This is a genomic window from Chitinophaga agri (assembly GCF_010093065.1).
Classification (GTDB): domain Bacteria; phylum Bacteroidota; class Bacteroidia; order Chitinophagales; family Chitinophagaceae; genus Chitinophaga; species Chitinophaga agri.
Genome location: NZ_CP048113.1, coordinates 7,640,300 through 7,664,018, shown reverse-complemented (window position 1 = coordinate 7,664,018; position 23,719 = coordinate 7,640,300). Strand labels below are relative to the sequence as shown.

Below are 23,719 nucleotides of genomic sequence, written 5' to 3'. Positions count from 1 at the left end.
GTCTTCTAATCTGTTTCGATATTTGGAGTTCTTCAAACGCTTAACACACGATTACCATAGAGATGTAAAAATAGGCATTATTTATAAAATAAAAAACTAAAAAACAGCATAAAAAGAAATTGCGTATAAGTACGCAAGACCTACTCAACGTCTTATACGCTTCCCTTTTTTATCATAATATTTTTCTTTAATCAACGCTCCGTTTTTGTATCGCTTTACTGATAGATCATGTACTTCCCTACCTTTTATACATATTGCTTTCCTGTGATTGCAATACAATATTACGAAACTACCACGACGATATTCTGCCGCAATAGCCATATATGCGCCAACACCTCCCCGAAAGCAAAAACAGCCGCCCATCTCCTGATGAACGGCTGCTTTCTAAAACAGTTACCTCCTGCTCACTATTTCTCTTCCAGCGATACGGTAAACATATTACTCACCCTGCCCCCTGGCGTCACAATAATATAATTCAGTTCCATCGCCTTCTCACTCTTCCCTTTCACCGGCAATACAATCGCCCCGTTATACAAATTCGCGGTCTGATCGGCCTTATGACCATCCACTGTATAATACACACTGCTATTCGCCACAAAAGGCATGATCTCCGCCGTCCTCATACCCGCCGCATTCTTGCCAAATGTCACTTTCGCCTCCGGTATACGATAGAACACCTGCAGCTTTTCAAGCTCCTGTAAACGGGAAGGCAAACGTTTCGTAGAGAAGTCATCATAGTTGCGCTGTCCCCTTGCCGTCCATGCTACTTCAGACAGTGCCAGCATACGCGGGAAAAGCATGTATTCCAGCTTATTATTGGTGCCGATATACTCCGTCCACAGATTTGCCTGTACACCTAACACATGCTGCTGTTGCTCAGCCGTCAGTGAATCAGGACGCGGGTGATAGCTATACACCCTTTCCAACGGCAGGAAGCCGCCGATAGCCGTAGGCTCCTCTTCCTTATTCTTGGACTGATAATGGTCAATATACAGATGGCTGTTAGGCGTCATGATCACATCATGCCCCATTCTTGCGGCCGCGATCCCCCCTTTCTCTCCTCTCCAGCTCATCACGGTGGCATTCGGCGCCAGCCCCCCTTCCAGGATCTCATCCCATCCCACGAGACGGCGTCCGTTCTTATTGAGGAACTTTTCTATACGGGAAATAAAATAACTCTGCAGCTCATGCTCGTCTTTCAGCTGCTGCTTTTTGATCATGTTCTGTGCAAAGGAAGACTCTTTCCAGTGTTCTTTAGGTACTTCATCACCACCCACGTGAATGTATTCACCCGGGAAGATGGCCATTACCTCGGTCAGTACATCTTCCAGGAATCTGAAGGTCTCTTCCTTCGGGCAGTAAATCGCATAATGCACGCCCCAGTAGCCCGGTACATGATAAGTAGTGTCTTTACAACCAAACTGCGGATAAGCAGCCAACACTGCTGTACTATGCCCTGGCAGCTCTATCTCCGGTAGAATGGTGATCTTACGGTCTGCCGCATATCTTACCAGATCGCGCGCTTCTTCCTGGGTATAATATCCGCCATGTTTCACCCCATCATATACAAACGGCTTGAAGTCGCCATATTGTCCCAGGATGCTGGAATCACGCCACGCCGATACCTGTGTCAGCTTAGGATACTTCTTGATCTCCAGACGCCACCCCTGATCATCTGTAAGATGCCAGTGCAGCCTGTTGAATTTAAAGTAAGCCATCAGATCAACGATCTTCTTCATCTCATCGAGAGAAAAGAAATGTCTGGCTACGTCAATCATGACACCACGATAACCAAACTCCGGTTTATCAGCCACAGTCACTGCCGGCACCGACAGCCCACCGTTCTGCTCTTCTATCAGCTGCAATACGGACTGCAGACCATAAAAGCAACCGGCACTACCACCCCTGATCATAATACGCTCGGGGGTTACAGCCAGGTTATACGCTTCCGGAGCTGCCGCATCGCCCTGGTCTTCCAGTATGATTGCCCTGCCGCTGATCTCACGACTAATAGTCAGCTTAATACCATAGCGGTTCCAGAGGAACTCATTAAACAGATCTGCATTCTTTCGGGCCGCATCGGTTTGTGCCACGAGCACAGTTTGCCGTCCCAGCTCAAAGCGGCCGCTGGCTGGCTGTACGGATGCCGGTTTCGGAATAATAGAATAGTTACTTTGTGCATGAGCGCCACTTACGCCAAGTGAAATGGCTAAAATAGCTGCGATTCTTTTTAACATCTTGCTGCTTTAAATAGGTTTACGAAATTCGTTGCCTGGTGTAGGATTAATTTACCTGTAACTGCCTGTAACTGTGAATAGACCTTTTTTTTTTACATAATTATCTTATCATGATACTATTTATACTGGTTTTCCGTAACGGGCTTTGTTTAACGGCCAATATAGAAAGAATTTAATACGGATCAAAGCGCAGTCCGCTACCATCCATAATATTTCTCAATTGCAATTAAATTCCTTAACTTAATACCAGCATATTACAGATTACATGCAAGTTACATAGCAGCTAAATGCTGCATAGCAGAAGAAAGTAAAATTTTAGCCCCAGCGTAATAAGTTATAACCCCAATATATCCTTCCACGCCGCTTAAAACACAACATGGAAATGGCAAGAATAGCGCTATTGGCGTATGCCAACGACATAAAAGAGGAGCCATTACAATTTGTCGAAAGAGAGATCAAAGAGCTCAATACGTATTTCGGAAATATCAAGCAGTACCTGGATACTAATATCCTCATCAGTGCAACTAAAGACGATATATTCCGTTACTTCGCCGATCATGGCCCCGACATAGAGATCATGCACTTTTCCGGACATGGTAACAGCCTTGCCCTGATCTTCGAAAAAGAAGGTGCTTTCAGAAAAGAAGGCCTCGCTGAATTGCTGACCCTCGCCCCTAATCTCAAACTCGTCTTCCTCAATGCATGTGCCTCCAAAGATATTGTAGACGCACTCCATACACCCGACGCCGCACATCCGCAAAAAGGTGTGCCCATCGTGATCGGCACCCAACGACCCGTATATGATAAGGTCGCCTGCGAGTTCTCTATCTACTTCTACACAGCATTAACCAAGTCATGGCCTATCGGGAAAGCCTTTGACTTTGCCAAGACATTCGTACTGTCCGGGGAGCACTTCGCTCTCTTTCCCAAAGGACCTAACCGATATATCGGTACCAAACGGGCCATCGCTACGGATGATGATCCTCCGGATAATAGCGATCCCGCACAATTTCCCTGGGGTATCTACTATAAAGAGTTCCAGACCGACGACTGGTCGTTCACACAATACCTCAATGAACAATATGACGACCGGGAAAACTACCTCCCCAATGATGCACTGATCCGCGCACTGGCTGCCAATGCCAGTCGCCTGTATAAAAGCCTTCACCAGGAAAAGGAACAACTGATCACTGCCATCAGAAACAAGGAAGACCTGTCACAGGAAGAATTTGAAATAGAACTCGAGAATATCAACGATAAATTCAAACGCCGCAACCTGCAGTTAAAAGAGATCGATGATCTTTATATCGCTTACCTGCAGGACCCACAAAGCCTGACTGACATCGCTGATAAACTGATCAATACTTTCCCCCTGCCCCTCGGTAAACTGCTGCAAAGAATGTATTCTTTCAGCCAGGAGAACCTGCTTACTGCGGATGATTATGCCGAATTCCTTGATCTGCAGATCAACTTCTACGAGATCCTGGTAAAGCTGGCCGCTGCCACCATCCTGTCAGACCTCCTGGAGGTATACGAGCTGAAAGAAAAGATTGGAAAGAAACTTATTCTTAACCCGATACAAAAGGAAATCATTCTTGGCTACTTCCGTCAAACCAAAGAGACCGAACAGGATTTTGACTATACGTCATTTATAGAAGTCATCAGCCAGGTACTCCAGGAGAACCTGAAAGATGAAACACAGATCGCCGCATTCGTGAAGGAATATCTGCTTTATGAAACTATCAACACGTATGAGAGCAACTTTTTCAATTCTCATATGCTCATCAAGGGCATTAAAGCCAAACTACCAACCCTGCATACGTCTGCGGCCTATATTCATCACTGTAAACTGATTGAAACAGGGCTCATCAATCTACTGAGAGAACTCTTCTTTATCCTTCAGTATAAAATGGTCGTTATCAAAAACGTGGAAGCTATCCGGAAAAGGAACATCCTCGTCAAGACCTACTTCCATCGGTATATGCTACTGGAGCAACGTATCTCCGACAGGATGGAGGTCATGGAACTGCAATCCCTTCCTGAATACGCTGAGTCCTACTCCGTCATACTGGTGAAAGAGATCTACCGGATGTTCGAATACCTGTCGCTCTCCCCTTTTCTGATAGATAAGAACGTACTATGTGAGTATGATGGTGTAGACCTTTACTTCTATAACTATACTGAAGGCAATGGCATCGTCTATAAAAGCCTTACCAGTAATGAAAGACTGATCCACATTCTGCCGGAAACACAGGAGATCGAACTGGGCTCCTCCACGATCACCAAAACAACGCTCAGGTTCATCGAAGAAATGGCGAGTAAAACGGACAAGGAGAAAAACAGGATTACCAACAGACTCCTGCAGCTGCATGCTGAATTTAATTATTACCGCACAAAGATCGCCGCAACACCGGTCACCGTGCAGTCATCCACTCCCATAAACAGCCAACCATGACGAAACTGATGGACAATCCGTTTAAACTGCTGGAGTCCTACACCAAGGAAGACAAAGACATCTGGGGTGGCCGTACTACAGAAATAGACCTGCTGTACAACCTTTCCTTCGCCACCAACCTCATACTGATCTATGGTGTTTCCGGTGTAGGCAAAACAAGCCTGATCCAGTGCGGCCTCGCCAATAAGTTCAAACGCACCGACTGGCACGCCATCTGGGTATTGAGAAAAGATAACATCAACCGCAGTCTCATCGAAAAACTGGCCGAACAGGCTGGTGAGCCTCTTTCAACACCTCCCGTCCCTGTACCCGAAAGTATCCGAAAGGTATACCTGAAGCATTTTAAGCCCGTTTTCCTCGTTTTCGACCAACTGGAGGAATTATTCATCTTTGGCAATAATGACGAAATACAGGCCTTTATAAGTACGATCAAAGAGATCCTGAACAACGACATACAATGTAAGATCATCCTCGTGGTCCGGGAGGAATACCATGGTCACCTGAAATTATTCCAGGATGCTGGCCTGACGGTTTTTAAATCTTCCGTCAAAATAGAACCCATGAGTATCCCTGAAGCCACCGAGGCGGTCTCCCGGCTACTCTGCAAATACAACATCCTCACCCCTGATGGGGATCAACTCACCTGCGCCACCAAAATAGCGACTGATTGCGCTGTGGAGGGCCGTGTGGACCTGGGCAATCTCCAGGTATACCTCTTCTGGGCCTGGGAAAAAGCTGCTGCAAAAGCAGCGCCGGACGAAGACATCGCCTTCACCCATAACATTCTCCGGGAGATCGGCGACGGCAGAAATGTCCTCTCCCGATACCTGAATGCTGTAGCCGACAGGGTGTCCAAAGGCAAGACTGGCGGACTATGGTACCTGCTGCAGCATTTTGTGTCCCGCTCCCAGACCAAACAACCGCTTCGTATCAGCGATATATCCGACATTGACGCTGTTACCGCCCGTACCTGGCTCAATGAACTCCGTAAAAGTAAACTGGTGAAATGCACACGGGAAGGGGACACAGAGGTCTATTCCCTCACCCATGACAGCCTTGTTCCCCTTATCGTACAAAAGAAGACCGCCGCCTCCCGTGGCCGCAACCCTCATCCAACGGTGCAGGGCAATCCGTTTAAAGGCCTTCCCGCCTACGAGGAAAAAGACGCCACCATCTTCTTTGGCCGCAATCTCATCCTCCGCGAGCTGCTCACTTTCTTTGAAGACAAACGGCTGCTTGTCATCGTCGGCCCCTCCGGCTCCGGTAAATCGTCCATCATAAAAGCAGGTATCATCCCCGCGCTGAAAGCGGAAGGCTACCAGGTCATTAACGGTGAACCCGGTGCACACCCCATGGTATTCGGCAAAGAGATCACCAGAAGATTAGAGGCGCCCGAAGGCGGCAAATTCGTTCTGTACATTGATCAGTTTGAAGAACTCAGCACCCAGTCGTCCACCGCGGAAAGTGAAGCGTTCATTCTCCTCCTGAATAGCCTGCAAAATAGTCAGGACCCGCATTCACGGGAACTGAAGATCATCCTCAGTGTAAGGTCGGATTATGAATATGAATTTGAAAGAACACTAACCGGGTGGCGGGAATCCAAGAAAACAGTACCCGATCTCATGGAGAGTGCTGTAAGAGAGATCATCACTGAACCTGCCTATCTCGCCGGACTGGAATACAAGCCGGCTTACCTCGTTGACAACATTGTGCGTGACGTCATGCAGTCCGCCGGCACGTTGCCACTGCTCTCCTACGCATTGCAACAGATGTATATCGAATATGCAAAAAGCGGCGCCAACGACGGCTACCTGACCGAAGATCATTACAACGCCATCGGCGGCGTTGTAGATGGACTGCGACTCAGGGCCACAAAACTCTATACCAGCTCCGACCACGAAACACAGCAGACCATTAAAAATGTGATGCTGCGTATGCTGTCTCTCAGCATCAATGAAAAAGCCTCTAAACGTATCCTCGCCGAAGACCTGGTATATGAAAGCCCTGTTGAAAATGAAAGGGTACAAAAGGTGCTCAATGAACTGGTCAACAGCCGCCTGATCGTCTCAGGCCCGGATGAAAATGGGCAGATCTATTACGAACCTGCCCATGACTCTCTTATCCGCTCCTGGAACCTGATAGGCGACTGGATCAAACAATTCGGTAAAGACCTGCTCTATTTACAACAAGACCTCTCCGATGCAGTGAAACGTTATAAGGTCAACAATAAAAAGCTGTGGCACGAAGACCCTAAACTGAATACGCTGGTAAATATTATGAAGTCGCCCGACAACTGGCTCAATAAACAGGAAACGGACTTCGTCAAAAAAAGCCTCCAGCGCCGTAACGAACTGGAGGACCGGAAGAAACGCCGGCAAGAAGAACTCGTGGAAGAAAAGCTCCGGCGACAGGAGGCTGTGGCCAAACTCGCCAGCGAAAAAGGAAGAAGAGAGAAAGAACTGCTGACCGAAAAACTAAAAGGAGAAAAAGCAAAGACACGCCTGCAAAAACAACGGACGATATTACTGGCCTTAGGACTAATATCGCTGCTGATCGCTGCCGGCTATGTATCCAGTCAATGGAATAAGTCAGAGAAGGCGGTACGTAAGATCCAGGACCTGAACCGGCGATTGCAAAACTCTGCCGTCGATCTGAAAAAACTGAATGACTCACTGAACATCGCCGCGGACCTGGCCCGGGAAAGTGCGGAAGATGCCTATATCGCCAGACAAAAAGCCGATTCTGCCGCGACCAAAGAAAAGAAGGCCCGCCTCACAGTAGAACGACAAAAAAAAGAATTGCTGGTCAAACAGGCCGCACTGCTGCAATCTCAGGAAGAAGTACGGCGGTATTCCCTGAGTCTGCAATCTAAAGCAGACTCACTGCGTACCTATTCTGACTCACTGAAAAGGCAACTCGTTATCATACAAAATAAAACCCGGGAAGTGGAATATGCCAAACTCACCACCTCATTTCTCACCCGGTCACGTTCCCTCATGCGCTCTGATCCGGCGTTAGCCTATCAGCTGGCATTAGAATCGCTCAAGTACGACAGCGCCAACCCCGTGATCAGGAACTATATCCAGGATACACTCAACCGGCGGAACAACTTTTATGAATCTTTCATCATAGATAATGTTTCTTCTGCCTTCTTTTCGGATAACGGTAAAACGGTTGTCGCGATCCAGGGAGACAACAGGCTCTCTTTGCTGAACCTCACGGCCAACCGTGATACGGCTATACAGGTCGACGGGAAGATCCTGTCTGCACAGTTCCACCCGAACGGCAACAGTATATTGATCGCTACCAAAAACCATCTATATAACTATAGTGCTGACGGCGTACTACTCAATTCCTCTGAAAAATTCGACAACATCATCAAAGCCGTCTATACCGCACGTGGCAGAATACTCTTCGTCACCCCCGCCGCGATCATTATCCGCAGGAGCGTTAATGCACAAAATACAGTAGTCGTCCCTTCGGGCAATAATACAGATGATGTACAGGTCAGTTCCAATGATTCACTGGTCTACATCAGAAAGAACGATCTGATAGAGGCATACGATCTGTTAAATGCCAGGTTGCTACGCAGCTATAAAGAACCAACCGGCTATCTGTCAAAGAATGGCAGCGGCTTTATTGCCGTCCATGATAATGATATCATGATCGTGCGAAGTATGGGCAACAGGATCTCTTCTGCGCGGTATAACATCCCGCTGGATAAAGGTTACTCCAGGATCTCCGTCATCAGCATTGCAGATAACCTGCGATGCATCGCCTTTATGACGGAGTCGGATGAAGTCCTGCAACTACAGCAGCAACAGGCGATCAGCAAAAATTTTGTCAGACCGCAACTCGCACGTGTGCCGATACTGTATACCTTCACGGTGCCGGGACCTGCCAGAAAGATCCCGAATGATATTCCTTACGGCAAACGTATGGTGCTATCTGAAAAAGGAGATTATCTGCTCACGGGAGAAAGCGGCACCCTGCTGGTGTACGACAAAGATGGGAAACGGGTAGAGCGGTTTGGGGGCTATACAAACTATACTTCATGGGCATTTAATCCGACCAACCTGGAAATGGTACTAAGTATGAGTGGACCAAGAATGAAGATCTGGGTAAAAGGTACTCCCAATGCCCTTGCCGCTCAGCACAAACTCAGAATATTCACAGCTGCCGAAATAGAAAAGGCATTGGAAGATATAGCCGTCCGCTGATCAGCAAATATGCTGCTCAAACATAATAGCATGCACTATTCCAGTTCCTTCCGCATCATTATATCGATTTGTTCATCAGTGCCTACCTTGAAGATATGCTTATCAAATGCGACAAAGCCGTTCTTTTCATAGAACCTGATGGCCCGTGGATTCTCTTCCCAGACACCGAGCCAGATGTACTTCTTCTGCTGATGCCGGGCTACTTCCAGCGCCTTCTCATACAGTACCTGCCCTACTTTTTTCCCGTGGTGACTGCTCTTCACATAAATACGTTCTATCTCCAGGGAGTCAGCATCCTGTAACGCTGTCTGCGCAGGGCCTGTATTGACTTTCAGATACCCCACCGGCGTCTTGTCATCCCAGGCTATATAAAACTGCGAGTCTGCTACCTGCAGTTCCGATTGCACCTTTGTATCATTGAAGGTCTCCTCCAGGTATTCAGCCATATCCGCCTCCGTATTACCGGCGGCAAAGGTCTCAAAGAACGTTGCCCGTGCGAGGTCCCGGATAGTCTGCCAATCGGCAGCTGTTGCTTTGCTGAGGGTGATGTGTTCCATAAATGCTTTTTTCTCTATCAGATAAGTGAAATTCATAGTCGGCATTTCTCCATAGTAGGATAAGTCATACTCCCCTACCTTAGTAGCACCCTGCCTGATTCATCATAAAAAGGTGCATGCCCTTGGGAGGTACCTGCCACCCTCACCTGCTAATAATCGGCAAACTGTTCATCAGTATAACACCAGAGCCACCTTTCTCCAGGTTCTGCTGAAGCCACCACAGGATGATGTTTTGCATGATAGTGGCGGGTCATATGCTTTTCTGGCGACTGATCACAGCAAAGCGTCACGCCACAGGTCTGGCAGGTACGCAGATGCACCCAGTCAGTCCCCTGTTTGACACATTCCTCACACACATGATCTTCGCTCAGTTGCACCTCTTTAATGGCAAGGATATGCTGACATATATTCTGATCTTTCATATAGGAGCTTTTTACTATTCCACAAAAGTGTTTACAGACAACAAGTTAGGACTTTCCCATTAGTTCCGTACTTCGATTTGTTGTCTGTAAACGGGAAAATGATGTACTATTCTCTACCCGGCAGGTGCGTATTGATAAAGTCATACACTACCGAAGCAGGAAGCGCCAGAGAAACCGTTCTTGAGAACCGGGCGATATTCAGTCCGATAAAATAACCATAGGCGTCAAACACCGGCCCTCCACACTGTTCCGGTCTCAGGATGCCATCATGCGCGATCACCTGCTGAAAACCGTCTCTTCTTTCGCTTCTACCACCTCTGAACATTTCGGCAGGATGGCTTACCGGTGGTACCGGGCGTTTTCCCAGTACAACCGAATCAGTCACCTCAGCGGCATAATGTACGGTGGTACCTGAAGGCCCTTCTTCACTGGCATGTGAACGTCTTGTAATCAGGATGGTATCACCTGCCCAGTATTTATACAGTTCCCTGCCGTAATCTTCCGGCTTACTAAGCGCTACACCATTGATACTAATAATTTCATCTTCCGGGGAAGCGCCTTTTTCTGCAGCTGGTGATCCGGGCATTACAAATGTCAGCGCCAAAGGTGTTTTGTCGGGAGCGATAGCAGCGCCAAGGAATCCGGTGTTATACATTTTAGGCAGGTTGAACACTTCCTTACCCACTACGCTCTGTATCACAGCCGTGTCAGTTTGCGGAGACAGTAATAATCTACCTACGAACCGGGTAACGGTATCCGGTTTGGGTGTAGGCGATAATCCTGCTTTTATTGCATTTGCCGGCGCCAGCAAGACGAGGTCATTCTCTTTATTGCGGGCAATGATGGTCGCCTTAATTGGTTTTTTCCCATATAAAATAACGGGTGACGCTCCTACTGCTGAGCCCTTACTCACCACAACAACGCGCCCGTCAACTTTAAATACGGTACCATTAACCGCAACAGGCGTTCCCTTTATCTCGCTATTGATCTTCACACAATATCTAGTCATTCCCGGTAGATCAAGTGCTTTCTCTTTGGTCGTACCCCACACACTAACAGCAGACTTTCTGTAAACGGCGGGAACCGGAAGGCTATCTGTCAGTTCAGGATATTTTGTGTAGTGAACAGGTTGATTCAAAGCCGTCCAGTACTTTCGGTACAGATCTACAGGCACATCATAGTTCTCTCCTTCCCCTACCCCTATCGCACTCCTCATACCTATTAGCCGGCCCATGTTATCAAACATAGGGCCGCCAGAATCGCCAGGCTCCATCAGGCAGGTCGATTCGATAAAACCCTTTTCATTCTTAACAGTGGTAATATTACCCTTGCGGAGCATCGGTACCGGTTGGTTCAGACTTTCCGGGTAAGCTATGCTCATACAGAATTGTCCTTTATCCAGATACGCAGACCGGCCCATAACAACAGCTTTCCATTTACCTGGTGTGATGATCTTCATCATCGCCACATCGGGTAGTTCGGGTGTCTCCGGAAAATTGATCTTACCGAGCGCCTGGGCGATGGCCGTTCTTCCGTCGTAAAAATTAACCTGGTAAATATGCCCGGGTATGGTGGTATGGGCCACTGTGAGAATATGCCCTTCGGGTGTAACAATAACACCACTGAAGGGAGCGCTCATTTGCTGTTGACTTGTGGTATCATATTCCCACATCCGCAGGCAGGATTGTCTGAGCGAATCGCTTAACTGAGTGTCCGCTTCGATAGTAAAGGCATCCCAGTTAGTCACGGCACGCTGTGCATAGGTCTTTCCTGCCAGCATCAGCAGGAACGGGAATAATAGTTGGCTTTTTTTCATGTTGGTTGGTACCCGGCAATTGAAACCGGAAAGCTAAAGATAATTCATGGATGTCATCTTTCTATGCCCTGCCCCTGGGAATACGCAGGAAATTTATAATGAAGGATTTAGATATGCATTAAAACAGGTAAGGGATGAACATCGACCGTGATCAACGCTCATCCCTCTTTTATTAAACAACAACCCTTAACTCAGTGGTTCCACTACCGGAAAATCAACCGGTACGTCTGTCAGCGCATAGGCATAATTAGTAAATGTCCTCACTACGACCAGTCCCATTAATTCCATCAGACCGTCTTCCTTATAACCAGCTGCAAAAAAAACCTCTATCAGCTCTGGTGCTGCGTGGCCTTTGTTAGTAGCAATGGCCTGTGCCAGCTTAACAACAGCATCCAGTTTGGCATCACCTGCTGTTCCTTTTCTGATAGCGATGGTTTCGTCCTGTGTATATCCCAGTTTAAGTGCTGCCATAGTATGTGCAGATAAGCAATAGGTACATGCATTCACTTCCGATACGGCCAGCGAGATCGCTTCTCTTTCCTTCGGATGAAATACGCCTCCGTTCAATGTCTTCTCAAATTCAAGGAACCCTTTCAGCGCATTGGCAGAGTAGCCAATAGTGGCATACAGATTAGGTACTTTACCCAGTCTCTTTTGCAGCAGGTCAAATATTTCCTGTGATCCTGTACTTACCTGTTCGCGTGTGGGAACTGTTATCTTTTTCATATACTTAGTTATTTATGCTAACAATTATGTTTTCGTTTACCTGTTCCTTTGTCTGCTCAGGTACAGTTGCGCAGACTCACTCATCGTAATGATCGCACCCCCCAGGATGACGATGTCCTTAATGACCAGGCGGCCACGGGCGGACAGGAACGGGAAGCCCCAGTCGTGATCAGTGAGATGCGGTACCCAGCTTTCAGGCGTCGTTACCAGGAAGGAGAGCGTACCTAATGTCATTATGAAGATCAGGATGCTGCCGATCATGCTGGCAAAAGGAACGACCTTGTACAATGCCACGAGTATCGCCATTGTTACCAGCAGGATGCCCAGTCCTGCAGAAAAACCATATGTATTATTTTCTACGTGCCACTGGTGATTTTCAGGGATCAGTTCGCCTTCCTTATTTATGTGACGCTTATATTCATCAGGATGATGATAGAAGAAAGACATGAAAGGGCTATTGGCAACGAATGGCACAATTCCATCCGCTTCATATGTGAAGAATTTCAGTCCGCCAATCCAGAGGAATACAACAACGATACCGAGACGAACTGCCTTTTTACCAAACTGATCGAGATGTGCTATAAAGTTTGCTATTGAATTTTTCATGATCTGTTACTTAGTTGTTTTGTGTGCTTATTGACGATGTAAAGGTAGACCGCTCCGTGCTGCCGGAACATGGACATAACAATCCGTCACTTGGACAAATATGCCAGGCGTCAGGTCAGGGGACAATAAGACAATTCCTTATTACTGGGGAAGATCAGCCACTATAGAGATGCCGGTGCGCTGCCGGAAGGTCTGTGGAGAGACCCGGGTAAATTTCTTAAAGAAGCGGCTGAAATAGAACTCGTCGCTGAACTGAAGAGAATAGGCTATTTCCTTGATACTACGGCGGGTCAGATGTAACTGTCGCTTGGCTTCCAGTATCAGACGTTCCTGTATCATTGCAGAAGGTGATTTCTTAAAATACTTAGTACAACGCTTGGTAAAGTTATTGGGTGACATGGCCAGCAGCGCTGCATAATCCGCGGGCTTATGCAGTGTCAGATAGTGCTGGTCCAGCAGCTGTCTGAAATGTTCCATCTGTTCATCCCTTTCCTTCGGATCGGCCAGATTAGCGGAAGAGCGTGTCTTCATGCTACTGGACTTAGCCAGCAATAACTGCAGATAGCCCCGCATGACAATCTCGTCACATCCGGTTATATCAAACTCCTCGGACAGCTCTTCCAGCAGATGTTTGAATACGCGGGCTTCCCGTTCTGTCATCTTTACTGATGGTTCAATGTAAATATTATTAAACAACAAACCATTACAGGCTACCTGCGCCTTGTGATATTCAATGCAGTAAAAATCACTATGAAACTGCAACATTGACATCTTACAGGCCCGCTGCTGTTCGATATAGATCAGCTGCAAGGGAGTGGAAAACAAAAGTACGGGGCCTTTAAAAGGAAATGCGCCAAAGTCCGCGTGATACAGTCCCTCTCCTTCTTCTACAAACACCATGGTATATTCAGAAAACTGAACAGGGGTGGCAAGACAGTCTTCACCTGCGTCCAGTGCGAGTAAGGTCTCATCAGAAGAGGAACATATTCTTTTCATGCAGCACTACGATTGTCTTTACTAACAGTACAAAAATAGACAAGTAAATATAAAACAGATTGTCGGTCTTACGGTTAAGAAAGTGGATTTTATGGAAAAGGCCCGGGACGACGATCGTCTGCCCGGGCCTTTGCTATAAAAGAGGATCATTTGTTTATTTATCCAGCAGTTTGAACTCGGTCCTTCTGTTCTGCTTGTGCTCTTCTTCTGTACATTGTACGCCGTTACCACACTTATTCAACAGCTTTGTTTCACCATAGCCTTTTGCCAGTATCCTGTTCTTCGCGATACCTTTCCCTGCCAGGTAGCTGGCTACGGAGTTAGCACGTTTCTGTGATAACGCCAGGTTGAAGGCATCATTACCACGGGCGTCGGTATGGGCACCCAACTCAACCAGCTTATCCGGATTGGCCTTCAGCAGTTGTACCAGTTCATCCAGTACTTTCGCCGCTTCCGGACGGATATCAGCCTTACTGAAATCAAAATAGATGTCCAGCAGACCATTGTGCTGAGCCGGAGGATTGTTTGCTGGCGCAGGGGTGATCACCGGTGGATTTACAGGGGCCGATGGCGTAGCCACTGTATCCGGTTTGGCCGGCACTTTATTGATCGTATCAGGTGTAGCCGGTGGCACCTCTTCCTGTAGCAGGGCTGCTACTGTATAGATATCATCACTGCCGCTACCGCCGGTCCTGTTAGAAGAAAGGTACCCCATGCCCGTTTCCGTCATCCCGAAAGCGAAATCATCCTGGGGTGAGTTCATCGGATAACGCATGTTCTTCACAGGACTGTTGTGCTGACCAGACTTATCCAGTTTTACACTGTAAATATCAAGTCCACCCATACCGACACGTCCATCACTGGAGAAGTACAGTATGTTATCTTTTGTCAGTGCCGGACTACGGTCATTGCCGGTTGTGTTAACTGCTTTCAGGTTGAGCGGTGGTCCCCATTCTCCTGCAGCTGTACGGTAACATACGTAGATATCTGTCCCGCCTGCACCACCTGGCATATTGGACGCGAAATATAACGCCATACCGTCTTCCGTAATAAAGGGATCGCCCACAGAATAGGCATTGACATTATTATGGGTGAAAGCCAGTGGAGCAGACCAGTTACCGGCGGCATCCTTTTTACTGCTGTAGATCTCTACATTGACAGTTGTAGACTTCCCCTTTGCCCTGTCTCCCCTGCCGGGGATACGGGTCAGGGTAAAGAACATTTCTTTCCCATCCCTGGTGAAGCTGGCTGATCCCACATGGTAACCAGTACCCGTGTGCAACGGGAACAACTGCACGCTGTCCGCCGTACCCGGTTTAAAGAAAAGGTGCAGGTAATCATCGCCTGTCCAGCTGTTCATCAGCGGATCAGGTTTTACCCGCGTATCGAAATGCAGGAAGAACCGGTGTTTTTTGGGCTGGTATACTCCGTCGGCGTGACGGTCAGAAGTGAATACCAGTCCGCCCATATAAGGCACCGCGCTCCAGTCAGACTTACCGGAATTGATTGTCTTATAGTTGTCGACCTGCAGACGGTCCGGTGTTTGCATCCAGGTAATAGCAGAATCGCAGGAGGCGATCCAGATATTGTGCTGCTCAGGCGTGATGCCTTTTTCTACACCCGCATAGCGTTCATACTGTGTACGGGCTTCTGCATACTTAGAGTTGTTCTGCAATGCCCGGGCATAAAAGTAGGTATTCTCTGCTTTGCTCCCTTCCATAGCTGTTGCTACAGCATACCAGCGCTCTGCTTCGGGGTAGTTATTATTAAACCGGTAGCAGTCTGCGATACGTTCTGCCGCATGCAGGCTTGCCTTCTTATTATAAGCTTTCTCATAAAGACCGATCGCTTCAGCGTACTTAAAGTTATCGTATGCCTTGTCAGCCTCTTTGATGATGTATTGCGCCTTTACTGACATTGTCATCAGCATAAAACACAAACCTATCGCGTAATGCAGTTTTTTCATCGTCAATGGTTAAGACATTAGAATACCCTTGGCGTGGCCATTCTGATGTTTTGTTTGTTGAATGTGAACCCTACAGATATTTCATGTGTACCTCCGCTATAGCTCTGTAGCGGACCAACAGAAAAGTCGTAGGCATAGCCGATGCGCAGATTAGGCACAGGGAAGATCTCCGCCGCAGCCACGGCCGCGTTGCGGTACATCAGGTTTTTCTGCAGATAGTCCTTATCGTACATCTTAAGCCCCGTACGGTAGGAACCGCCGATCCATACCATCTCTTTGATGAGCAGGAATGCGTTCAGGTCAAGACTGGTAGGTCCACCACGGTCATCCTTTAAAAGGAAGGACGGCTTCAGCTGAAAGTCTTCATTCAGCGGAATGAGGGTGCCAGCAGTCAGGTAGTAGTGCAGTTTTGTTTGTGGCAGATATAGAAAGCGGCCTTTATTGTCGAAAGCTTGTACAACGAGGTTGTCAACAGAAAAACCGGCATAATACCGCTCATTCGCAAAGAAAATACCTGCTCTCGCATCAGGGGTGAGCCTGTGCAGGCCGGCCGGCATGTCTGTCTCCGGATCATTTGGATTCAGTTCCGAGCCGTTAATACCGGTTTGCAGCAGCCCTGCACTCAGACCGAAGGAAAGGCGTGAGGTACCCTCCCTGTTCAACCGGAGGCGGTAAGCATAACTAACATAGGCGGACAGGTTATCCTGCGCCCCCAGTTTATCACTCGATACCTGAAATGCAAGACCGACGTTGCCATCATTGGCGACTGCGTCTACAGCCAGGGAAAAGCTCTTCGGAGCCCCCGTCATGCCCGTCCACTGATTACGGTAAAAAGCATGCAGGTTCAATGCCTCCTTATAACCGGCATAAGCGGGATTAATATAAATACCGTTGAACATATACTGGCTATACTGTGCATCCTGTTGGGCATGCACAGTCAGTCCAAATGATGTCAGCAGTCCAGCTATCAAAAATATCTTTTTCATAGTAAAGGTCTGTGGTTCACATTATTATTTAAAAGCCCTGATCAGTGTAACGTATCCTTTCATCACTTCCCATTCTGTTGTGCTGTTACGTCTGATACGCAGCACGTAGTAATAGGTCCCCTCATTCAATCCGTCACCTTTCCAGGTATTCTGATAACCTCTTGTTCTGTATACTTCGTTACCCCAGCGGTTCACAATGATCAGCTCATTTTCCGCATACTGGTTCAGTCCACGGATCTCGAAGAAGTCATTCTTACCGTCGCCATTCGGCGTGAAAAGATTTGGTACGTTGATGCTGGTGGCAGTGATGGTGATGGCAACAGTAGCCACGTTACTCGCCTGACCATTCGTATTCTTCACCTGGTAAGTAAAGGTCTCTTCACCGGTATAACCAGGATCAGGAGTATAGGTTATGGTACCATCTTCATTCACTTTGACAGTACCATGTGCAGGTCCACCGACGATGGTGACAGTGGTTACGTCGAGTGTGGCATTACGGGCATCATCATTATCCAGTACGTTCACTGTAACAGGCGTATTGGCTTTGGTTTCCGCTCTGTCATTCACGGCTACCGGATCCTGTATCACCGGCATTACATTGATATTGACGGTCACGGTAGCCGTACCACCCTTACCATCACTGATAGTGATATTGAAGTTATCCAGTCCGGTATAACCTGTGGCAGGTGTGTAGGTATAGGTGCCATCGGGATTGACAACAGCAGTACCGTGTGCAGGTTCAGTTGCCTTCATAAAGGTCAGTGCATCACCATCGACATCAGTACCCGTTACCTTACCAGATACCGCGGTGCCTTCAGGTGTTGATTTAGAATCACCGAAACCTGTTGGCGGATTATTAACCGGAGGTGTTACTACCAGCGTTACCGCAATATTAACGGTTACGGTTGTGCTACCGCCTTTGCCATCAGCAATATTGATCGTGAAGCTGTCATTGCCTATGTAGCCAGTTGCCGGTGTATAAGTATAGGTACCATTGGCGTTTACGATCACAGTACCGTTGGTAGGGTCAGTGGCTTTCGTAAAGGTCAGTGCGTCACCGTCTACGTCTGTACCGGTTACTGTACCATTTACTGGTGTATCCTGATTAGTGGTTTGGCTATCACCAGTGCCTGTTGGCGGATTATTAACCGGAGGTGTTACTACCGGCGTAACCGTGATGTTAACGGTCACGGTCGTGCTACCACCCTTACCATCAGCAATTGTGACCGTGAAACCGTCATTTCCTACATAACCAGTAGCTGGCGTATAAGTATAGGTACCATCGGCATGTACGATCACGGAACCATGCGCAGGGTCGGTAGCTTTCGTAAAAGTGAGTGCGTCACCGTCTACGTCTGTACCGGTCACTACGCCATTTACAGGCGTATCCTGGTTGGTAATTTTAGTATCGCCCGTACCGGTCGGAGGATTGTTTGCAGGAGCAGTAACAATAACATTTACCGTTACCGTAGTAGTACCACCCTTCCCATCTGAGATAGTGATCGTGAAGCTGTCATTCCCTACATAACCAGTAGCTGGCGTATAAGTATAGGTACCATCGGCATGTACGATCACGGAACCATGCGCAGGGTCAGTAGCTTTCGTAAAAGTGAGTGCGTCACCGTCTACGTCTGTACCGGTCACTACGCCATTTACAGGCGTATCCTGGTTGGTAATTTTAGTATCGCCCGTACCGGTCGGAGGATTGTTCACCGGTGGCGTAACAACCGGTGTAACAGTGATATTCACGGTTACATTAGTCGTACCACCTTTACCATCGCTGATCGTAATGGTGAAGTTATCCGTACCGGTATAACCAGCTGCAGGGGTATAAATATAAGTACCGTCCGTATTTACAGTAACGGAACCATGAACAGGATCCGTTGCCTTGACAAAGGTCAATACATCACCATCTGCATCACTACCTGTTACCACACCATTCACAGGTGTGTCTCGTGTAGTTGTCTTACTGTCGCCTGTACCGGTCGGAGGATTATTCAGCGGAGCCGTTACCGTGATATTTACGGTTACATTAGTTGTACCACCTTTACCATCAGAGATCGTAACAGTGAAAGTATCGGGACCGGTATAACCAGTTGCCGGCGTATAGGTATAAGTGCCATCGTTATTTACAACTACTGAGCCATTAGCTGGATCTGTTGCTTTGGTAAAGGTCAGCGCATCCCCATCCACATCACTACCGGTCACGGCACCATTTACCGGTGTATTACGAACGGTTGTCTTCGTGTCACCTGTACCCGTTGGCGGATTATTCAGCGGAGCCGTTACCGTGATATTTACCGTTACATTAGTTGTACCACCTTTACCATCAGAGATCGTAACAGTGAAAGTATCGGGACCGGTATAACCAGTTGCCGGTGTGTAGGTATAAGTGCCATCGTTATTTACAACTACTGAGCCATTAGCTGGATCTGTTGCTTTGGTAAAGGTCAGTGCATCCCCATCTACATCATTACCGGTTACGGCACCACTTACCAGTGTATTACGAACGGTTGTCTTCGTGTCACCTGTACCCGTTGGCGGGTTATTCAGCGGAGCCGTTACCGTGATATTTACGGTTACATTAGTTGTACCACCTTTACCATCAGAGATCGTAACAGTGAAAGTATCGGGACCGGTATAACCAGTTGCCGGCGTATAGGTATAAGTGCCATCGTTATTTACAACTACTGAGCCATTAGCCGGATCTGTTGCTTTGTTAAAGGTCAGCGCATCCCCATCCACATCACTACCGGTCACGGCACCATTTACCGGTGTATTACGAACGGTCGTCTTCGTGTCACCTGCACCCGTTGGCGGGTTATTCGGCGGCGGAGTCACAGTGATACTAACGGTTACAGTGGTCGAACCACCCTGACCATCGGCAATATCAACAGTAAAGCTGTCATTGCCTACATAACCGGCGGCCGGCGTATAAGTATAGGTGCCATCAGGATTCACAGTCACTGAGCCATTAGATGGATCAGTTGCTTTCGTATAGGTCAGTGGATCTCCATCAACATCATTACCCGTTACAGCACCATTTACCGGCGTATTACGGGGAGTTGTTTTTGTATCACCAGTTCCTGTCGGAGGAGTATTGACTTTCGTGATATTCAGCGGGAATGTCTTTGTATCCTGCAGGGCTCCACCGCTGCCGGTGTTACCATTGTCATTAATATTAACAGTAGCGGTGACTGTTGCTGAAGGATTTAAGATAGTAGCGTAGGCCACATTACCAGCTGCGATAAATGCATTGATATCTGCTACTGTACCGCTTAATGTCAGCGCACCAGCAGTCCCCCCTACAGTTACACCCGCACCTGTAGTAGCCGCCAGGCTACCCTCCGGAACGGATATCGTAACTGTTACTGTATTATTTGCAGCATCCACGTCCGCAAATGAAACGCCAGTGATATTGGCCGGTGTACCTTCTGTTACACTGATACCTGCTGGTACAGTAGCAACAGGGGCATCATTAACCGGGGCGACAACGATCGTCATTGTTGCCGCCGTAGCAGCATACGCATGATCATCTGCAGCAACCCATTCAAAAGAAGTGGTACCATTCCAGTTAGCGGCCGGAATGAATGTGATATTTGCCAGGTCTGCAGCAGTGACTTCCTGTCCGGCCAGTATAGCTACACCATTCAGTTCAAATGTCCCATTGGCAGGCAGGGTATTGATCTTTACTGTAGTCAGTGCAGCGGCATCTATATCGCTATAATTGCTGGTAAAATCTGTCGCAGCAAAGCTTAATGTATTGTCTTCATCCACATTGACAGTGCTATTGGATACAGTCGGCAGGTTGTGCACCACAACACTTACCGTGTAGGTGTAACTAGCAGCATCCGTATCTGCATCATCACTCAGAATAGTAATGGTGGCTGTATAGGTACCTGCTGTATGTGCAGCAGGGTCAAAGCTGATCTTAAAAGCAGCTGAATCATGGCCGTTCAGTGTGTTCGTACCGGGTTGCGCGGTAATAGTGAATCCCGGATCACCTGCAATATCAACTGCTGGTGAGCTAATGACATTCAGCGCCCCCGTTCCCACATTCGATACCACAAATCTGTGTTCTGTAGCAGCCGAACCGATCGCCACCACACCGAAATCAGTACCATCGGCCGTATTGGTGGTAGTACTGTTGTCCTGGATCTTCGTGTCGTTACCAAATACGGCTACACGTGGTTCAGTCAGGATCTGGACAGTGGTCGTTGCCACCGGGCCATTCTCTGTACCATCATTCAGGGTAGTAAGAATAGTGCGATCGGTCTGATCAGGTGTCAGGTTCCTGTTATAATACTCGATTAATCCGATGGCAGCGATGTAATCAGCCTGGGACGCGGCACCTGTAAGTACGATCGTACCGGTGCTATCACCTGTAGCGATAATACCTGCCGGCAACGTACCATTGATATGCAGTCCTTCCAGCGCACCATCCGGATGATTGGACAGGACGATCGTCGCAGAAGCGATTGTGCCCCCATCAGGATCAATGATCGTCAGATCGGTATCAGTGATCTTCACACCAGGACCGCCTGCGTTATAGGTAGTCAGGTAACTGTAATTGCCTGCAGCACCAGAACTATGGTTAGGGTCAGGGTCCAGTACCGGACAGTTATTCACGTTCAATACTGTGCTGAACAGGTTGTTATCATAGTAACACTCCGTATAGAACTGATGCTGAGTGGCCAGGCTACTCAGTGCGAAAGGCGTACCCACGGCACTTCCTGCTCCACCCGGAACAAAGGAACCATTATCATTCAGGATCATAGAGATACCGATATTCAGGTTGCTTCTTCCGCTCAGATCCAGGTCAAACGTGAAGTCAGCACAGTTTCCCATTTTAATCTGTGTAGGTATAGTACCTACAAATAACAGCTTCGCTGTTGCATCTGTCGTCGGATCACCTTCATAGAAAGCGATCGGCATACCACCATTATTATTACCGGAACCGGGGTTGCAGATCTGTACATGGGCCTTTACCATGTTACAGTTAGCCCCTTTGGTAAACGTGATGTTAGCCGGATTAAAGGCTACATCCGGACGCGCACCATAGAAATCAGCTGATAACAGGAACTGATACGTCTGGTTGGCCAGACCGGTTTTGTTGGTAACAATTAATTCACTTTTATCGGCCGACAGCTTGAAAGTGAGATCATACGGATACCCCGCTTTGAAGCCAACGGTATTCGCATGTGCTTTAGTGCTGGTACTATCCAGTGGCACATCACGGAACGCAAAGTTATCTTCACGTCTGCCTGTACCGGAAGAAGAACCTACCTGCTGGTAGTAATAACCAGTAGCTGTTTCTTTCTGCAGATCTATATATGCATAAGACGCCAGCGGGTTCTCATTACTTTCAAAGTTAAAGTTGATCGCGTTGGCTGTCTGATTGAAATAAATGAAGTTGGTACCGGAAGGAATTTTAAATGTCCTGGTCTCTCCGGCGGCAGGATATGAACCACTTACGATATTGCGGATATCCGAATCAATGAACTCCGCACTCATCCCCTGTCCGGTTCTTGTATAAAACTCCAGTACATAGGAATCATCAAAGTCGCGGGCATAACTGGCATTACGTTTAATGACAAGGTCGCCACCACTTACATACAACTCCATGTCATATACACCTACTGCACCCGGATCAGTATTCTTTGCCGTATAGTCGCCGGTGATAACACCGGAAGTCAGCAAAGTACCGGTTGCGGCTATTGGCTTGTTACTGATAACATATGTTGACCGTCTGTCTTCAGAACCACCATTCGCCAGTGTAGCGAAACCATCGATCCGGGCTTTATCTACATCTACGAGGAAATGCAGGTTGGAATATCCTTCTTCCGTTCCGTTAACACTGTTCAGGTCCGCATTACTGGTGTTACTACCCTTAGCGGATATACTGATCAGCTGTGTTCCTGCCGGAATAGGTACCACAAGGTCGGTGTTGGCAGCAGCAGCACCATGTAGCAGACTTCGTATAACAGTAGGTAAAGGATTCAGGGAGTTAGTGGTGGGGGAAAGGTATTCAACATGGAAGGAAGAGTGGATACCCGTCGCATTTTCGGCAATGGTCAGCGTGTTACCTGTAATGGAGAACCGAACGTTGTTCAGGTCGGGTAATGCATCACCTATCTTACTTGCATTAGGGATAAGTGCGCCCAGTGGTGCCTTTTTCCAGCCATATACGTTTGTACCCGAACCGTTGGTGTTGGTATTCTTCGCATAGTTCAGGAAACCGGAGGAAGTATTGGTGGGGATGTCAATAATGGCATTGATCGTAATGAAATCCTCGTCGCCCCTTAATGTGTCAATGTTATTTGCCGGGGCTGTGCTAATACCAGTTTCCGAAGCAACATACACCACAATGGATTTCGTGCCTGCGGGGATGGTGAAGGTGGGGGCGGCTCCTCCAGGGGCCCGGTATTTTGTCTCTACGCCGAGAACATCGGCCTTTTTTCCTCCTGTCGGACTACAGGGACTGTAAGGTAACTGTCCGTACACAAGAATGGGGAAGAGCATCAGACATATGCCCGATAGTGCCCTACTGAAAAATGAATTCATAGGTGTTTCAGTTTACAACTGCTGCATGTAGTGTATTCAAAGATATAAGGAAGTACCTCCCCTACTTGAATAAGGGATAGAACATTATGATCTTTCCGAACAATGCCCATAAAAAAATGCCGATAGTGTATCCCACTCAATCGACATCCAAGTACTCGATGGCGCAAA

12 protein-coding genes are annotated in these 23,719 nt (G+C 47.7%); 2 read left to right on the top strand and 10 right to left on the bottom strand.

Features of this window, described 5'->3' with window-relative positions; genetic code table 11:
- Window positions 1–407: 407 nt before the first annotated feature.
- A complete protein-coding gene (locus tag GWR21_RS30130; protein ID WP_162335396.1) occupies window positions 408–2,237 on the bottom strand; it encodes a beta-N-acetylhexosaminidase in 1,830 nt (609 codons plus the stop codon).
- A 382-nt stretch (window positions 2,238–2,619) separates the two neighbouring features.
- Here GWR21_RS30130 and GWR21_RS30125 point away from each other — a divergent pair, with 382 nt between their 5' ends.
- Window positions 2,620–4,692, top strand: a complete 2,073-nt coding sequence (locus GWR21_RS30125; protein ID WP_162335395.1) for a CHAT domain-containing protein — start codon at window positions 2,620–2,622, stop codon at window positions 4,690–4,692.
- The gene (locus GWR21_RS30120; protein WP_162335394.1) at window positions 4,689–8,912 is read left to right on the top strand and encodes an nSTAND1 domain-containing NTPase; all 4,224 of its coding nucleotides are present in this window, start codon (window positions 4,689–4,691) and stop codon (window positions 8,910–8,912) included. Before GWR21_RS30125 ends, GWR21_RS30120 begins: the two co-directional genes overlap by 4 nt.
- A 35-nt stretch (window positions 8,913–8,947) precedes the next feature.
- Here the strand turns inward: GWR21_RS30120 and GWR21_RS30115 are convergent, their stop codons facing one another.
- The 9 genes from GWR21_RS30115 to GWR21_RS30075 form a co-directional block, all read right to left on the bottom strand.
- A complete protein-coding gene (locus tag GWR21_RS30115; RefSeq protein WP_238430088.1) occupies window positions 8,948–9,505 on the bottom strand; it encodes a GNAT family N-acetyltransferase in 558 nt (185 codons plus the stop codon).
- Between the two features lie 113 nt (window positions 9,506–9,618).
- Complete coding sequence (locus tag GWR21_RS30110; protein ID WP_162335393.1) at window positions 9,619–9,891, bottom strand: UBP-type zinc finger domain-containing protein; 273 nt, start codon at window positions 9,889–9,891, stop codon at window positions 9,619–9,621.
- Between the two features lie 106 nt (window positions 9,892–9,997).
- Window positions 9,998–11,707, bottom strand: a complete 1,710-nt coding sequence (locus tag GWR21_RS30105; RefSeq protein WP_162335392.1) for a trypsin-like peptidase domain-containing protein — start codon at window positions 11,705–11,707, stop codon at window positions 9,998–10,000.
- A gap of 186 nt (window positions 11,708–11,893) precedes the next feature.
- A complete protein-coding gene (locus tag GWR21_RS30100) occupies window positions 11,894–12,433 on the bottom strand; it encodes a carboxymuconolactone decarboxylase family protein (RefSeq protein WP_162335391.1) in 540 nt (179 codons plus the stop codon).
- Window positions 12,434–12,469: 36 nt separating this feature from the next.
- Complete coding sequence (locus GWR21_RS30095) at window positions 12,470–13,039, bottom strand: DUF417 family protein (protein ID WP_162335390.1); 570 nt, start codon at window positions 13,037–13,039, stop codon at window positions 12,470–12,472.
- Window positions 13,040–13,180: 141 nt separating this feature from the next.
- A complete protein-coding gene (locus GWR21_RS30090; RefSeq protein ID WP_162335389.1) occupies window positions 13,181–14,035 on the bottom strand; it encodes a helix-turn-helix domain-containing protein in 855 nt (284 codons plus the stop codon).
- 154 nt (window positions 14,036–14,189) lie between these two features.
- Window positions 14,190–16,001 carry an OmpA family protein gene (locus tag GWR21_RS30085; protein WP_162335388.1) on the bottom strand — a complete coding sequence of 604 codons (1,812 nt, stop codon included), beginning with the start codon at window positions 15,999–16,001 and terminating at the stop codon, window positions 14,190–14,192.
- Between the two features lie 17 nt (window positions 16,002–16,018).
- The gene (locus GWR21_RS30080) at window positions 16,019–16,987 is read right to left on the bottom strand and encodes a PorP/SprF family type IX secretion system membrane protein (protein ID WP_162335387.1); all 969 of its coding nucleotides are present in this window, start codon (window positions 16,985–16,987) and stop codon (window positions 16,019–16,021) included.
- 24 nt (window positions 16,988–17,011) lie between these two features.
- Window positions 17,012–23,551 (bottom strand): Ig-like domain-containing protein, encoded by a 6,540-nt coding sequence (locus GWR21_RS30075; protein WP_162335386.1) that lies wholly within the window; start codon window positions 23,549–23,551, stop codon window positions 17,012–17,014.
- Window positions 23,552–23,719 lie beyond the last annotated feature (168 nt).

Excerpts from the sequence above, each read along its gene's own strand:
- GWR21_RS30125 (WP_162335395.1), top strand. The coding sequence starts at position 2,620 with ATGGCAAGAATAGCGCTATTGGCGTATGCCAACGACATAAAAGAGGAG.
- GWR21_RS30085 (WP_162335388.1), bottom strand. The coding sequence starts at position 16,001 with ATGAAAAAACTGCATTACGCGATAGGTTTGTGTTTTATGCTGATGACA.
- GWR21_RS30075 (WP_162335386.1), bottom strand. The coding sequence starts at position 23,551 with ATGAATTCATTTTTCAGTAGGGCACTATCGGGCATATGTCTGATGCTC.
- GWR21_RS30100 (WP_162335391.1), bottom strand. The coding sequence starts at position 12,433 with ATGAAAAAGATAACAGTTCCCACACGCGAACAGGTAAGTACAGGATCA.
- GWR21_RS30115 (WP_238430088.1), bottom strand. The coding sequence starts at position 9,505 with ATGAATTTCACTTATCTGATAGAGAAAAAAGCATTTATGGAACACATC.
- GWR21_RS30110 (WP_162335393.1), bottom strand. The coding sequence starts at position 9,891 with ATGAAAGATCAGAATATATGTCAGCATATCCTTGCCATTAAAGAGGTG.
- GWR21_RS30090 (WP_162335389.1), bottom strand. The coding sequence starts at position 14,035 with ATGAAAAGAATATGTTCCTCTTCTGATGAGACCTTACTCGCACTGGAC.
- GWR21_RS30120 (WP_162335394.1), top strand. The coding sequence starts at position 4,689 with ATGACGAAACTGATGGACAATCCGTTTAAACTGCTGGAGTCCTACACC.
- GWR21_RS30080 (WP_162335387.1), bottom strand. The coding sequence starts at position 16,987 with ATGAAAAAGATATTTTTGATAGCTGGACTGCTGACATCATTTGGACTG.
- GWR21_RS30105 (WP_162335392.1), bottom strand. The coding sequence starts at position 11,707 with ATGAAAAAAAGCCAACTATTATTCCCGTTCCTGCTGATGCTGGCAGGA.
- GWR21_RS30130 (WP_162335396.1), bottom strand. The coding sequence starts at position 2,237 with ATGTTAAAAAGAATCGCAGCTATTTTAGCCATTTCACTTGGCGTAAGT.
- GWR21_RS30095 (WP_162335390.1), bottom strand. The coding sequence starts at position 13,039 with ATGAAAAATTCAATAGCAAACTTTATAGCACATCTCGATCAGTTTGGT.